The sequence below is a fragment of the Faecalibacillus sp. genome (assembly GCF_047023275.1).
In the GTDB taxonomy this organism is placed as follows: domain Bacteria; phylum Bacillota_I; class Bacilli_A; order Erysipelotrichales; family Coprobacillaceae; genus Faecalibacillus.
In genome coordinates this window covers 1-13,779 of sequence record NZ_JBKYAR010000009.1, presented here as the reverse complement: position 1 = coordinate 13,779, position 13,779 = coordinate 1, and the positions used below count along the sequence as shown (strand labels likewise).

General features: G+C 31.3%; 13 protein-coding genes. All 13 read left to right on the top strand.

Going from position 1 to position 13,779, the window contains the following annotated elements; genetic code table 11:
* Positions 1-12: 12 nt before the first annotated feature.
* Complete coding sequence (locus tag ACLVEP_RS04295; RefSeq protein ID WP_412583069.1) at positions 13-774, top strand: SDR family NAD(P)-dependent oxidoreductase; 762 nt, start codon at positions 13-15, stop codon at positions 772-774.
* Positions 775-1,024: 250 nt separating this feature from the next.
* Positions 1,025-2,620, top strand: a complete 1,596-nt coding sequence (locus ACLVEP_RS04290) for an ABC transporter substrate-binding protein (RefSeq protein ID WP_412583067.1) — start codon at positions 1,025-1,027, stop codon at positions 2,618-2,620.
* An 84-nt stretch (positions 2,621-2,704) separates the two neighbouring features.
* On the top strand, positions 2,705-3,637 hold the full coding sequence (locus tag ACLVEP_RS04285; RefSeq protein WP_331872425.1) for an ABC transporter permease: 933 nt from the start codon (positions 2,705-2,707) through the stop codon (positions 3,635-3,637).
* A gap of 1 nt (position 3,638) precedes the next feature.
* A complete protein-coding gene (locus ACLVEP_RS04280; protein ID WP_331872426.1) occupies positions 3,639-4,508 on the top strand; it encodes an ABC transporter permease in 870 nt (289 codons plus the stop codon).
* 14 nt (positions 4,509-4,522) lie between these two features.
* Complete coding sequence (locus ACLVEP_RS04275; RefSeq protein WP_331872427.1) at positions 4,523-5,536, top strand: ABC transporter ATP-binding protein; 1,014 nt, start codon at positions 4,523-4,525, stop codon at positions 5,534-5,536.
* On the top strand, positions 5,526-6,512 hold the full coding sequence (locus ACLVEP_RS04270; protein WP_412583064.1) for an ABC transporter ATP-binding protein: 987 nt from the start codon (positions 5,526-5,528) through the stop codon (positions 6,510-6,512). Before ACLVEP_RS04275 ends, ACLVEP_RS04270 begins: the two co-directional genes overlap by 11 nt.
* Before the next feature lie 15 nt (positions 6,513-6,527).
* The gene (locus ACLVEP_RS04265; RefSeq protein WP_412583062.1) at positions 6,528-7,568 is read left to right on the top strand and encodes a M42 family metallopeptidase; all 1,041 of its coding nucleotides are present in this window, start codon (positions 6,528-6,530) and stop codon (positions 7,566-7,568) included.
* Positions 7,569-7,738: 170 nt separating this feature from the next.
* Positions 7,739-9,658 (top strand): aconitate hydratase, encoded by a 1,920-nt coding sequence (locus ACLVEP_RS04260; RefSeq protein WP_412583060.1) that lies wholly within the window; start codon positions 7,739-7,741, stop codon positions 9,656-9,658.
* On the top strand, positions 9,658-10,650 hold the full coding sequence (locus tag ACLVEP_RS04255; protein ID WP_317999491.1) for an isocitrate/isopropylmalate dehydrogenase family protein: 993 nt from the start codon (positions 9,658-9,660) through the stop codon (positions 10,648-10,650). The genes ACLVEP_RS04260 and ACLVEP_RS04255 overlap by 1 nt, the downstream gene beginning before the upstream one ends.
* A gap of 1 nt (position 10,651) precedes the next feature.
* Entirely contained in the window at positions 10,652-11,335 is a 684-nt protein-coding gene (locus ACLVEP_RS04250) for a GntR family transcriptional regulator (protein WP_331872430.1), read from the top strand.
* Positions 11,336-11,409: 74 nt separating this feature from the next.
* Positions 11,410-12,792 (top strand): helix-turn-helix transcriptional regulator, encoded by a 1,383-nt coding sequence (locus ACLVEP_RS04245; protein ID WP_412583058.1) that lies wholly within the window; start codon positions 11,410-11,412, stop codon positions 12,790-12,792.
* Between the two features lie 271 nt (positions 12,793-13,063).
* A complete protein-coding gene (locus tag ACLVEP_RS04240) occupies positions 13,064-13,318 on the top strand; it encodes a hypothetical protein (RefSeq protein WP_412583056.1) in 255 nt (84 codons plus the stop codon).
* Positions 13,308-13,779, top strand: a 472-nt coding sequence (locus ACLVEP_RS04235) for an Rpn family recombination-promoting nuclease/putative transposase (RefSeq protein ID WP_412583055.1), incomplete at its 3' end; no start/stop codon positions are given. The genes ACLVEP_RS04240 and ACLVEP_RS04235, both read left to right, overlap by 11 nt.

Genomic DNA, 13,779 nt, shown 5'->3' with positions numbered 1-13,779 from the left:
GAGATAATAAAGATGATTAGTTTTGATTTAACAGGAAAAGTAGCGGTTGTTACAGGAGCTTCAAGTGGACTTGGACAACAATTTGCAAGAGCATTAAGTGAACAAGGATGCGATGTCGCTATCCTTGCACGTAGAAAAGAAAGATTAGAAGAATTTTCTAAAGAATTAAAACAAAATGGACATGATTGTTTACCTGTTTCATGTGATGTTACAGATGAAGCAAGTATTAAAGAAGCAGTCAAAGCTGTTGTTGATCATTTTGGAAAAATTGATATTCTTGTAAATAATGCAGGTGTTGTGGAATACTCTAGTGGTCTTCATGATCATACAACAGCACAATGGGATAAAGTTTTAGATACTGATTTAAAAGGTGTCTTCCTTATGGCAAGAGAAGTTTCAACAATTATGATGAAACAAAAATATGGAAGAATTATTAATATTTCATCGGTTGGTGGTATTCAAGCTGGACCTGCTCAAGTAAGTTATTTTGCGGCTAAAGGCGGGGTTGTCAATCTTACAAAAGCCATGGCTGGAGATTTAGCTCCTTATGGTATTCTTGTTAATGCCATTGCACCAGGCGTCTATGATACAGAAATGACACATGATGCTTTAGATGCACCAGGTTCACTTGTTTTAAAAAACAGAGTAGCCCTTAAGAGATTTGGTCGTGAAGGTGAAATGAACGGAGCACTTATTTACTTTGCAAGTGATGCTTGTACTTATACAACAGGACAATTACTTGTTATTGATGGTGGAATGACAAGCATGCTTTAAAATAAAAAACAATATCCATATGGTGTGGATATTGTTTTTTTGCATAAACAAGAACATTTTTTTGCAAAAAAACATAAAAAAGTATGATAATAAGGTATGAAATTAGATAATTATTCTTAATTGTATACAAAAATGCAACATTCTATTGAAATCAAGAAAGCCCTTTGATATAATACAAAGGTACTTTATAATACAAAGGTACTTTAAGAAATTTTAAGTAGGGAATTGTTAAAACTAGGAGGAAAGGGAAATGAACTTATTAAAGAAATCTTTATCTGTTCTTGCTGTTGCTGCAATGGCTGTATCCTTAGCTGGATGTGGTGGTTCAAGTAGCTCAAGCAAAAGTACAGAAAGTGGCGAAAAAGTATTTCGCTTTGGTCAATCTAATCCAAAAGTTGGTTTAGATATGCAAACTAACTCAAACTCAGGGGCTTCTTCTGTTGCTGACAACGTATTAGAAGGATTATATCGTTGGAATGATGACAACAAAGAAGAATGTGTTCTTGCTAAAGATATGCCAGAAGTATCTGATGATGGATTAACTTATACAATTACACTTAAAAAAGGTGTTAAATTCTCAGATGGTTCTGATTTAACTACTGAAGATGTTAAATATACATTCGAAAGAATGTTTACACCAGCAACAGGATGTACAAATACATATATGTACAACATGATTACTGGTGCTCAAGATATGTTAGATGGTAAAGCTACTGAATTAAGTGGTTTTGAAACAGTTGATGATTACACTTTTAAATTACATATTGATTACAAATTTGCACCATTTGTTGCTAACTTAGGTATGGACTATGCTTCAATTTATCCTTCTGATGCATGTGCTGCTGCTGGTGAAAACTGGGGTAAAGGAACTAACTTAATTGGTACTGGTCCTTATGTAATTAAAGAAAATGATGAACAAACTAAAGTTGTAATGGTTCCAAATAAAAACTATCATGGTAAAAAAGTTAACTTAGATCGTTTAGAAATTGTTTATATTGATGATGTAAGTACAAAAATGATGGAATATGAACAAGGTAACATTGATATGTGTGACTTATCTACTTCATTATTAGATCAATATAAAGATAGTGATTTAAAAGATGAAATTACTCAAATAACTCCATTAGGTACATATTTCTTATCAATTAAAGATACTGATCCAGTATTAAGCAATAAAGCTGTAAGAGAAGCAATCTCATTAGCTATTAACCGTAAAGAATTATGTAACACAGTATTAAATGGTGCTGCCCAACCAGCTTCATCATTCTTAAACCCAGGTGTTCCTGGTCATGATGACAAATTAAAAGCTTATGAACATAACGTTACAAAAGCTAAAAAAGTTTTAGCTGATGCAGGTATTTCAAACCCTACATTTACTTGCAAAGTTAGACAAAACGAAGAAAAAATTGCAACTGCATTACAAGCTTACTTAAAAGAAGCTGGAATTACTATGAACGTAGAAACAATTGATGCAGGTATCTGGTCTTCAGCAAGAGCTGCTGGTGAATTACAAGCAACAATCGTTGGATGGTTCCCATTATATGCAGATGCTGATAACCAAATGTATACTTATTACTATTCAGAAAATGCTGTAGGTAAAGGTGTATTCTACAACAATCCTGAATTCGATTCATTAATGAAAGAAGCTAGAGAATCAACTGATTCTGATAAACGTGTTGAATTATACAAAAAAGCAGATTATATCTTATCTCGTGAAGATTATGGAACAATTCCTTTATATTACGGTAAGTTACAATTTGTTGCTAAACCATATGTAAAAAATGCTAAATTAGGAAACTTAATTTATCATTTATATAACATCGATATTGATTTATCTAAAAAATAGTAAATGAAATTTAATAAGTGTTAATCATATATGGAATGCAGCGATGCATTCCATATATTTATTGTAGGAAGAAGGAGGAAAAATATGGCGAAGTATTTACTAAAACGTGTATTACAAGCTATTGGTGTCGTTTTTTGTATTTCGTTAATTACATTCTTTGTGTTAAATATTGTGCCTGGTAACCCTGTTGAAATCATGTTGGGTGAATTCGCAGATCAAGCAACCATTGCACGTGTAACACATGAAATGGGATTGGACCAACCAATTTATATTCAATACTTTAGTTGGTTAGGAAATATGTTACAAGGTAACTTTGGAACATCATATTTTCAAAATAAACCAGTATTAGATATTTTAACAAGTTCATTTTTAGTAACAGCTAAACTTGCTGGGATTGCTTATGTATTAGCAGTTGTTTTAGGTGTTGTTGTAGGTGTTGTAGCTGCTGTTAATCGTGGTAAATGGATTGATTCAGCTTTAATGACAATTTCTGTATTTGGTATTTCAGCTCCAGCATTTTGGATTGCTATTATCTTACAAATTGTTATTTGTTTGAAATTTAATTTATTGCCACTATCAGGTATTGATAGCTTTAAATCATTTATCTTACCTGGTATTGCCTTAGGAACAAGATATGCAGCAAGTATTGCGCGTATTACAAGAACAAGTATGTTAGATGTTTTATCACAAGATTACATCCGTACTGCTCAAGCTAAGGGGTTAAAAGGTTGGGTTGTTACAATCAAACATGCTTTACGTAATGCATTAATTCCAATTATTACTATTGCTGGATCTGATTTAGGAAACATCTTAACAGGTTCTGTTTTAGTAGAATCAGTTTTCTCAATTCCTGGAATTGGAAAAATGTTAGTAGATAGTATTAATACACGTGATTTACCAATCGTCCAAGGTGGCGTTATGTATATCGCTGTTATTTGTGTCGTTATGTATTTAGTTGTTGATTTACTTTATACAGTAGTAGATCCAAGAATTCGTTTAGGAAAGGAGTCATCATAGAATGTTTAAAAAGAAAAAAGATCAAACATATCAAAGTTATTGGTCAATCAGTTGGAACATTTTTAAGAAAAATAAAGTGGCTATGGCATGTTTATTTATCGTTATTTTATTATGCTTAATTGCTTTATTTGCACCATTGATTGCTCCTTATGATCCAGATAAACAAGTTCTTGCTGATCGTTTAATGAAACCATGTGCTGCACATTGGTTTGGGACAGATGATTTAGGAAGAGATATCTTCTCAAGAATTATTTATGGATGTCGTATTTCATTAAGTGTTGGTATTGTTTCACAAATTATTGCGACAGTTATTGGTTATACAATGGGTGTTTGTGCTGGATACTTTGGTGGAAAAGTAGATGCTGTCATTTCATTTTTAATCCAAGTATTTTCATCATTCCCATTCTTATTATTTGCCATGGCTATCATGTTCGTTTTAGGACCAGGTTTAATTAACCTTTACTTAGCGTTGGGTCTTTTAGGTTGGTCTTCGACTGCCAGACTTATTCGTGGGGATGTTATGCGTCTTAAAAAGATGGAATACATCGATGCATGTAAAGTCAGCGGTGGAAATAGTTTTAGAATTATTATGAAACATTTATTACCTAACTGTTTATCAACATTAATCGTTACTGTAACATTAGGTATTCCAAATGCAATTATGTCAGAAGCATCATTAAGCTTCTTAGGTTTAGGTGTTAAAGCACCAATGTCAAGCTGGGGTTCAATGATTAGTTTTTCACAACCATATATTCGTAGTGCAACATACTATTCAGTTATTCCAGGTTTAGCTATTATTATTACAGTATTAGCGTTCAATATGTTAGGTGATGGATTAAGAGATGCGCTTGATCCAAAATTAAGATCGTAAAAAGGGGAAAAGATATGAGTGAAAATAAAGAATTATTAGAAGTCAAAGATCTTGGTATTACCTTCTTTACAGATCGTGGAGCGCTTCCTGCTGTACAAGAAGTAAGTTTTAGTATCAAACCAGGAGAAACTTTAGGAGTAGTTGGAGAATCTGGTTGTGGTAAAAGTATGACTGCTTTATCATTAATGCAATTAATCCCTTCTCCTCCAGGAAAGATTACTGCTGGTGAAATTATGTATAAAGGAGAAGATTTATTAAAGAAATCTCCTAAAGAAATGAGAGATATTCGTGGTAAAGAAATCTCAATGATTTTCCAAGAACCAATGACATCTTTAAATCCAGTTGTTACTGTTGGAAAACAAATTATGGAAGCTGTTTTAACTCATGAAAAAATGAGTAAACAAGAAGCTAAAGAACGTGCTTTAGAAATGATTAGACTTGTAGGTATTCCAATGCCTGAAAAAGTATTTGCTTCTTGTCCTCATCAATTATCTGGTGGGATGAGACAAAGAATCATGATTGCAATGGCACTTTCTTGTAATCCATCATTATTGATTTGTGATGAACCTACAACAGCATTAGATGTGACTATTCAAGCACAAATCTTAAAATTAATTAATAAAATGAAAAAAGAATTAAATACAGCCGTATTATTAATTACACATGATATGGGTGTTATTTCAGAAATGGCAGATAACGTAATCGTTATGTATGCAGGTAAGATCGTAGAATATACAAATGTAGAAGATTTATTTAAAAATCCTTTACATCCTTATACAATCGGTTTAAGAAGATCAATTCCTGATATTGATAGCGATGATCAAGAAGAATTGGAAGTTATTCCTGGTTCTGTACCAATGCTTTATGAACTTCCAAAAGGATGTTTCTTCGCACCACGTTGTAAACATGCTAAAGAAATCTGTCATCAAGAATGTCCAGCAATGATGGAACATGGTGAAAACCATTTAGTACGTTGTTGGAAATATCATGAAAGATGGAATAAGGAGGATGTAGAAAATGGAAAATAATCAAGACGTTTTATTAAAAGTAGAACATTTAAAGAAATATTATTCTATTAAATCATCTTCTTTAAGAGGTAAAAAAAGCGTTGTTAAAGCGGTAGATGATATTAGCTTTGATGTTAAAGTAGGAGAAACTTTTGGGATTGTTGGTGAATCAGGATGTGGTAAATCAACAATGGGTAAAAGTGTGATCCGTTTAATTGAACCAACTGAAGGAAAAGTTATCTTAGATGGTCAAGATTTTACAAGCTTAAAAGGTAAAGAATTACAAGAAGCTCGTGATAAAATCAAATTGATTTTCCAAGATCCTTATGCTTCTTTAAATCCACGTATGACAGTTAAAGATATTATTGCTGAACCAATCGATATCGCTCAATGTTATAAAACAAAAGAAGAACGTGATGCACGTATTGTGGAAGTTATGAAACAAGTTGGTTTAAACTTAGATTACATGTATCGTTATCCTCATGAATTCTCAGGAGGACAAAGACAACGTATTGGGATTGCCCGTGCAATTGCTTTACAACCAAAATTGATTATTTGTGACGAACCTGTTTCAGCGTTAGATGTTTCGATTCAAGCAAAAATCATCAACTTATTAAATGAGTTACAAGAAAAAATGGGTATTGCTTATATCTTCATTTCCCATGACTTAAGTGTTGTAAAACATATTGCTGATAGAGTAGGAGTTATGTATTTAGGAAATATGATGGAAATGGCTGATACTGAATCACTTTATGCCAAACCATTACATCCTTATACACAAGCATTATTCTCAGCAATTCCAAGAATTGGAAAAGAAAGAATTGAAGATAAACAAATCTTAGGTGGCGATGTGCCAAGTCCAGCCAACCCACCAAAAGGATGTCGTTTCTGTACAAGATGTCCGAAAGCAATGGATATTTGTAAAACAGATAGACCCGATTTTAAAGAAGTAGAACCAGGTCATTTCTGCGCATGTCATTTATATGATAAAAAGTAAAAGAGGTATTATAAAATGGAAATGAATATTGACAAAAAAGAATTAGTTGAATTATGTGAAGAATTTATTAATGTACCAAGTCCAGTAAGTTATTACGAAGAAGTTGGGGCTTTATTAGAAAAAAAAGCAGCTGAATTTGGTTATGAAGTGACTTATGATCGTAAAAGAACAGCTTACATTACTTTAGAAGGTGAAGATAATTCTAAAACAGTATGTATGGGTGCTCACTTAGATACAATTGGTTTAATTGTTCGTCATATTGATGATAATGGTCATTTAATTGTAAGACAATTAGGTGGAGTTAACTATCATAGTATGGAAGGTGAAGGTGTTACTCTTATTACAAGAGATGGACGTAAATATAGAGGTATGGTTATTTGTAAATCTCACTCAGTTCATGTATTTGAAGATGCAAGAACTATGCCAAGAGATGAAGACCATATGGAAGTTATCTTACATGAAGATGTTCATTCTAAAGAAGAAGTTATGGCTTTAGGTATTGATCATGGTGATGTGATTTCAGTAGATCCTCATTTTGAATATACACCATCAGGATATGTTGTATCACGTTATATTGATGATAAAGCTGCAGTTGCTGCTTTAATCGAAGTAATGGCTTACTTCAAAAGAAATAATTTAAAACCAAAATATCGTACATTATTAGCTTTCCCAATTTATGAAGAAATTGGACATGGTGGAGCTTATGTACCAGAAGAAGTAGAAGAATATGTGGCTTTAGATATCGGATTAATTGGTCCTGATTATCATGCAGATGAAAAAACGGTAAGTATCTGTGCTAAAGATAACTATTCACCATATGATAGAGAACTTACTACAAGAATTATCAACCAAGCTAAACAAACAAACTTAAATTATTGTGTTGATGTATTCTTCCATTATGGAACAGATGCTAATGCTGCAATTCGTGCAGGTAATAATGTTTATGCTGCAGCATTTGGTATGGCTGTTATTAATTCACATGGTAAAGAACGTTGTCATATTGATTCAATCGTAGATACAACAAAACTTGCGATTGCATATGCCTTAGATTTATAAAAGAAAAAGCGGAGCTTTTGCTCCCTTTTTAAATGATTAATTACTGTATACAATATACAATATTCATGAAATATACGTAAAAAAATCCCTTTAATTGCATAGAATGTATTTACAATAATACATACGGAATGTATAATTGTATACAATCGTAATAAGGGGGACGTAGAATAATGAATTTAGCGTATAAGATTTTAAGTTCTAAACTTAAAAGTGGTGAATTAGTAGCTGGTCAACAAATAGGGATTCAAATTGATCAAACATTAACTCAAGATTCAACAGGGACAATGGCTTATTTACAATTAGAGGCAATGGGAATTGAACATGTGGCTGTCGAAAAGGCAGTTGCTTATATTGATCATAATATGTTACAAACAGGATTTGAAAACATGGATGATCATGAATTTATTCGTAGTGTAGCTAAAAAACATGGAATTACTTTTTCTAAACCAGGAAATGGTGTTTGCCACCAATTGCAATTAGAAAACTTTGCAAAACCTGGTAAAACATTAGTAGGATCAGATTCACATACACCAACATGTGGTGCCATGGGAATGATTGCTATTGGGGCAGGAGGATTAGATGTTGCTGTAGCAATGGCAACAGGTACATATTATTTACAATGTCCAAGTGTTGTTAAAGTAAATTTAGTGGGTAAAAAAGCAAAATGGGCTTCGGCTAAAGATGTTATTTTATATATTTTACAACAATTATCTGTCAAAGGTGGAGTTAATAAGATTATTGAATACACTGGAGAAGGTTTAAAAGAATTATCATTAACAGATCGTGCAACTATTTGTAATATGGGGGCTGAATTAGGGGCAACGACTTCTGTTTTTCCAACAGATGAAATTACTAAAGAATACTTAATTCAACAAGGAAGAGAAGAAGATTATGTTGAATTAAAAGCAGATGAAGATGCTACATATGATGAAGAAATCACAGTTGATTTATCAAAATTAGTACCATTAACTGCTAAACCACATAGTCCAGATGCAGTTGTACCAGTAAGTGAATTAAGAGGAATGAAAATCAATCAAGTAGTGATTGGTTCATGTACAAACTCATCACTTCCAGATATGTTAAAAGCAGCTAAAATTTTAAAAGGAAGAAGAGTTGCAACACATGTATCACTTGTTATTGCTCCAGGTTCTTCTAGTATTCTAGCAATGCTTTCTAAATGTGGAGCTTTAGCAGACATGATTGCTTCTGGTGCCAGAATTCTTGAATGTGGTTGTGGACCATGCATTGGTATGGGGCAAGCACCTCTTTCTAAAGGTGTTTCACTTAGAACTATCAACCGTAACTTTAAAGGACGTTCAGGAACAAATGACGCCAGTGTTTATCTAGTATCTCCTGAAGTTGCTGCTTTAAGTGCAATTAAAGGTTATTTAACAGATGAATTTGAAGATGATATGTATTTAGATGATATTGAAAATACACCATTTGTGAAGAATAAGAATTTCTTTATTGATGAATATGATCCTCAAAATGAAGTTTATATGGGACCAAATATTAAACCAGTTCCTCGTGGAGATAAATTACCAGATACATTTAAAGGTAAAGTATGTTTAAAAGTAGGAGATAATATTTCTACAGACCATATTGTGCCATCTGATTCTAAATTGCTTCCATATAGAAGTAATGTTCCATATCTTGCTAAATTCTCTTTCTGTAAAGTAGATGATCAATTCTATAACAGATGTATTGAAAATGGTGGAGGATTTATTGTTGGTGGAGATAACTATGGTCAAGGTTCTTCACGTGAACATGCAGCCCTTGTTCCTAATTATTTAAAGATCAAAGCAATTTTTGCTATTTCATTTGCAAGAATTCATCGTTCAAACTTAATTAATAATGGTATTTTACCACTTGTTATTGATCAAAAAGATTACGATTTCTTTAATGATCAAGATGAATATGAATTAATTAATTTATTAGATAGTGTTGAAAACAATAAAGATATTACTGTTATCAATAAAACAAATAATCAAACAATTACCGCAAAATTAAAATTATCACCAAGAGAAAAAACAATGATTCAATATGGTGGTCTATTAAATGCAATTAAAGAATTAGGAGGTGACTTTTAATGAAAGCAGTATTAATTCCAGGTGATGGAATCGGAAAAGAAATTTCACAAAGTGTTGTTGACATTACAAAAGCCATGAATTTAGATATTGAATGGGTAGAATATCAAGCAGGTGCAGAATATGCCGCTAAAACAAAAGAAGTCTTTGAACCAGGACTTGTAGATGCTATTAAAGAATATAAATGGGCATTAAAAGGTCCAACAGCAACACCTATTGGGACTGGTTTTAGAAGTGTCAATGTTGCTTTAAGACAAAAATTTGCAACTTATGCCAATGTAAGACCAATTCGTTCTTTTAAAGGAATTGATTCTAAATATGAAAATATTGATTTAGTCATGATTCGTGAAAATACGGAAGATCTTTATAAAGGAATTGAATATATGGTGGGTGATGATGTTGCTCATGGTATTAAATTAATTACTAGAGAAGCAAGTGAAAAAATTTGTCGTTATGCTTTTGAATATGCTAAGGCAAATGGTAGAAAAAAAGTCACAGCCATTCATAAAGCAAATATTATGAAATTTACAGATGGATTATTCTTAGAATGTTTTAGAAATGTAGGTAAAGATTATCCAGAAATCGAAAAACAAGAAGTTATCATAGATAATATGTGTATGCAACTTGTTTTAAGACCAGAAACATTTGATGTTTTAGTGGCTCCTAATTTATATGGAGATATTGTTTCTGATTTATGTGCAGGTTTAGTAGGTGGTTTAGGATTTGCTCCTAGTGGAAATATTGGAGATGAATACCGTATTTATGAAGCTGTTCATGGTAGTGCTCCTGATATTGCAGGACAAGGCATTGCCAATCCAAGTGCTCTTCTTTTAGCGTTTGCTTTAATGTTAGAAGCCTTAGGACAAAATGATCAAGCAAATAGACTACGTGATGCACTTTCAAAAGTCGTAGAAGAGGGAAAAATTGTAACGCGTGATATTGGTGGACATGCTTCTACAAAGGAATTCACGCAAGCAATTATAGATAGGTTATAGTATGAAAAAAAATATTTTAGAAAATGCAGGACATGGTTCCTTAGGACATCGTATCTTTTGTATTTTAAGAGATAAGATTTTAAATGAAGAATATGAAAAAGGACAAAAATTAAATGAAGTTGTTCTTTCTAAAGAACTAAATATTTCTAGAACACCTATTAGAGAAGCTTTAAAACAATTAGAGTTAGAAGGATTAGTTAAAAGTATTCCTAATAAAGGAGTTTATGTATTAGGTTTTTCATCAAGAGATATTGATGATATGTTAGAAATTCGTGTTGTTTTAGAAAGTTTATCTGTACAACTTGCTATTGATCGTATTACTCAAGAAGAATTAGATAGAATTAAAGAAATCTATGATTTATTAGAATTCTATGCTGAAAAAAATGATCAAGAAAGATTTACAGAAGTAAACATTGATTTCCATGAAGCTATTTATAGAGCAACTCATTCACAATATTTTGAACAATTATTGTCAGATATTAACTATTATATTCATGTTACTTCCAGACATTCAATTAAACAACCAAATCGTTTAATTGAAGCAGCACAAGAACATAAAGAAATTTATGAAGCGATTGTAAAGAAAGATAAAGCACTTGCAAAAGCAAATGTAGAAAAACATATTAGAAAAACACAATCATTGGTAAGAAATTACTATGATGATAAAGATGAAGCACAAGATTAATTCTTGTGTTTTTGTTTATATAAACTTGATTTAACATTTTATTTTCATTAATATTAAAAAAAGGGGATGAAATTATGAAAGCTGAAGAAAAAATAAATTACATAAAAGTAATTATGTTGATGGCTATTTTTACATTCATCTTTTTGGGGATAGAGTATTTGTTTGTAGATATGATTTCTCTTTTAGTGTCTGAAAATACAGTTGTTTTATCACAAAATTATGTCTTAGGAACGAGTTGTCTAGGGTTTGTTTTATATCCCGTATATAATCGTTATTTTAAAGGATTATCTCGCCGTATATGTATAGGTATAAGTGCAATAATTATTGTTGCTTTAATTACAATTATCTATTTACATCCTACTTACTTGATTACACTTATAACAGGACTTATTTTATTTCTTTTTTTAGGAGGATTAGGTGGTGTTACTTCCTATAAAGCCATATGTATACTTCCTGATCAAAAGTATCTTGCTAGATGTGTAGGAATCTCTTATATGATTGGTATTATTTTGCAATTTATAAATAATAATTTTGTTTCTTTACCATTTATAGAAAATATTGTTTTAGATATATTTATGGGTATTTTAATGTTTATACTCACAACAATTCCTAATACCTTAAATCATCATTTAGATGTTTCAAAGGTCAAAAAAGAAAGACAAATATGTGGTGGGTTATTGATTTTACTTGTTTTTATGATGTCATGTGTTTTTAGTACTCTTGATAATGCAGTAACACTTTTACATGCTACAGGGGAAGTAAACATAGAAGAATTCCCACGTGTTTTGTTAGCGTTAAGTGGCTTACTTGGTGGAATTATTTTTGATTTTAAAGATCGTAGATTTATGAGCATGATTATGTATTGTGTCATGTTATTATCAACAATTTGTATTATTGTTTTAAAGTATTCAGAGTCACTTTTAATAGGTTTGCTTATTTTTTATATGACATCTGGATTCTTCGTTGTCTTTTTTACTGCGAGTTTTATGGAGATTGCTAGTTATATGAAATTTCCTGATTTGTGGGCAGGGCTAGGAAGAGCTGTGAATAATCTAGCAGCGGTAATCTTATCTAGAAGTTCATTGGTTTTGATTAATTCACAAGGAAATTTAATTGTTGTTGTTTTAGTTATTTGTTTATTTGTCATAGTTACTATTATTGCATCTACATATAGTTTACAAAGAAAAGTTTTGATTGAAAAATTAGGTGAAAGTAAAATAGCTTTATTTTCAAAAGAAGAGAAGTTGCTAAAAATCAAAGAGCAGTATACTTTTACTCCTAGAGAAATTGAAGTCTTTGAATATCTTACTTCAACAGAAGATAGTGTCCAAGATATTGCTAATAATATGTATGTTTCAAAACGAACATTAGAAAGATATATTTCTTCTATTTATAAAAAAACTGGTGTTAAATCACGGATAGGACTACTTAATATTTACAATAAAGATACTTTTTAAAGATATTTTAACCTGTTGACAAAATAATTTGTTGACAGGCTTTTATTGTATTTATGAATAGTGATTCATTGGACAATCTGTCCAATGAATTAAAATAAAAGAAAGTATATAATAATAACAGAAAAGAAGTATTTGTGAATTAAGTTTGAGACAAAACTGAGATAAATATGAAACAAATTTGAGACGAAATAGAGAAGGACATATGATACAATTTATTTGTAACAAATCTAGATAAGTTACCTCAAATCAATAAGAAAGCAGGTAATAATAATTGATACTAACAAATAAATTAACACCCGATAGTGCCTGTCGTACTTTCCTTAGCAATGATACTCATTTTGCATCTTTATATAATGCCATCTTGTTTGATGGCAAACAAGTCATTCATCCTGAAAGACTTGTACGTTATGAAAATGATACATCATTTATTATCGATGATACAAAGAGTGCAGAAGATAAAAAAAGAAGAAGGGACATTGTCGTAAAAAACGGATATCAATGGTGTCTATTGTCTCTTGAGTATTGAACATCAAAGTACGATTGATTTTGAAATGGTAATTCGATGTGGAATCTATGAAATGTTGGAGTATTTAAAACAGTTAAAAAACAAAAAGAACAAAAGATTAGTTCCTCAAGTTATGATCGTTTTTTATACGGGAGATAAGAAATGGAATGCCCCAGTAAAACTAAATAATTATTTTGATATACCAGAAGAATTAAACCCCTACTTTAATGATTGGAAAATCTATTTAGTAGATGTTAAAGAAATAGATACCAGTAAGATCAAAGATGAACAAACAAGATATTTTATAGAAGCCATCCAAGAGATGTATAAAGGGAACTATGAAGGATTGCATCGAAAAGTAAAGATGAATAGAGATAACTTTATTTATGCAGCTATCATTACAGGAAGCTTAGATTTAATTAGAGATTTACCAGAAGGAGATGAAATAGATATGTGTGAAGGAATGGAAAGAATGGCAGAAG

Coding starts and splice junctions, on each gene's coding strand:
- ACLVEP_RS04255 (WP_317999491.1), top strand. CDS start 9,658: ATGAAAGCAGTATTAATTCCAGGTGATGGAATCGGAAAAGAAATTTCA.
- ACLVEP_RS04285 (WP_331872425.1), top strand. CDS start 2,705: ATGGCGAAGTATTTACTAAAACGTGTATTACAAGCTATTGGTGTCGTT.
- ACLVEP_RS04250 (WP_331872430.1), top strand. CDS start 10,652: ATGAAAAAAAATATTTTAGAAAATGCAGGACATGGTTCCTTAGGACAT.
- ACLVEP_RS04280 (WP_331872426.1), top strand. CDS start 3,639: ATGTTTAAAAAGAAAAAAGATCAAACATATCAAAGTTATTGGTCAATC.
- ACLVEP_RS04245 (WP_412583058.1), top strand. CDS start 11,410: ATGAAAGCTGAAGAAAAAATAAATTACATAAAAGTAATTATGTTGATG.
- ACLVEP_RS04290 (WP_412583067.1), top strand. CDS start 1,025: ATGAACTTATTAAAGAAATCTTTATCTGTTCTTGCTGTTGCTGCAATG.
- ACLVEP_RS04265 (WP_412583062.1), top strand. CDS start 6,528: ATGGAAATGAATATTGACAAAAAAGAATTAGTTGAATTATGTGAAGAA.
- ACLVEP_RS04270 (WP_412583064.1), top strand. CDS start 5,526: ATGGAAAATAATCAAGACGTTTTATTAAAAGTAGAACATTTAAAGAAA.
- ACLVEP_RS04260 (WP_412583060.1), top strand. CDS start 7,739: ATGAATTTAGCGTATAAGATTTTAAGTTCTAAACTTAAAAGTGGTGAA.
- ACLVEP_RS04295 (WP_412583069.1), top strand. CDS start 13: ATGATTAGTTTTGATTTAACAGGAAAAGTAGCGGTTGTTACAGGAGCT.
- ACLVEP_RS04275 (WP_331872427.1), top strand. CDS start 4,523: ATGAGTGAAAATAAAGAATTATTAGAAGTCAAAGATCTTGGTATTACC.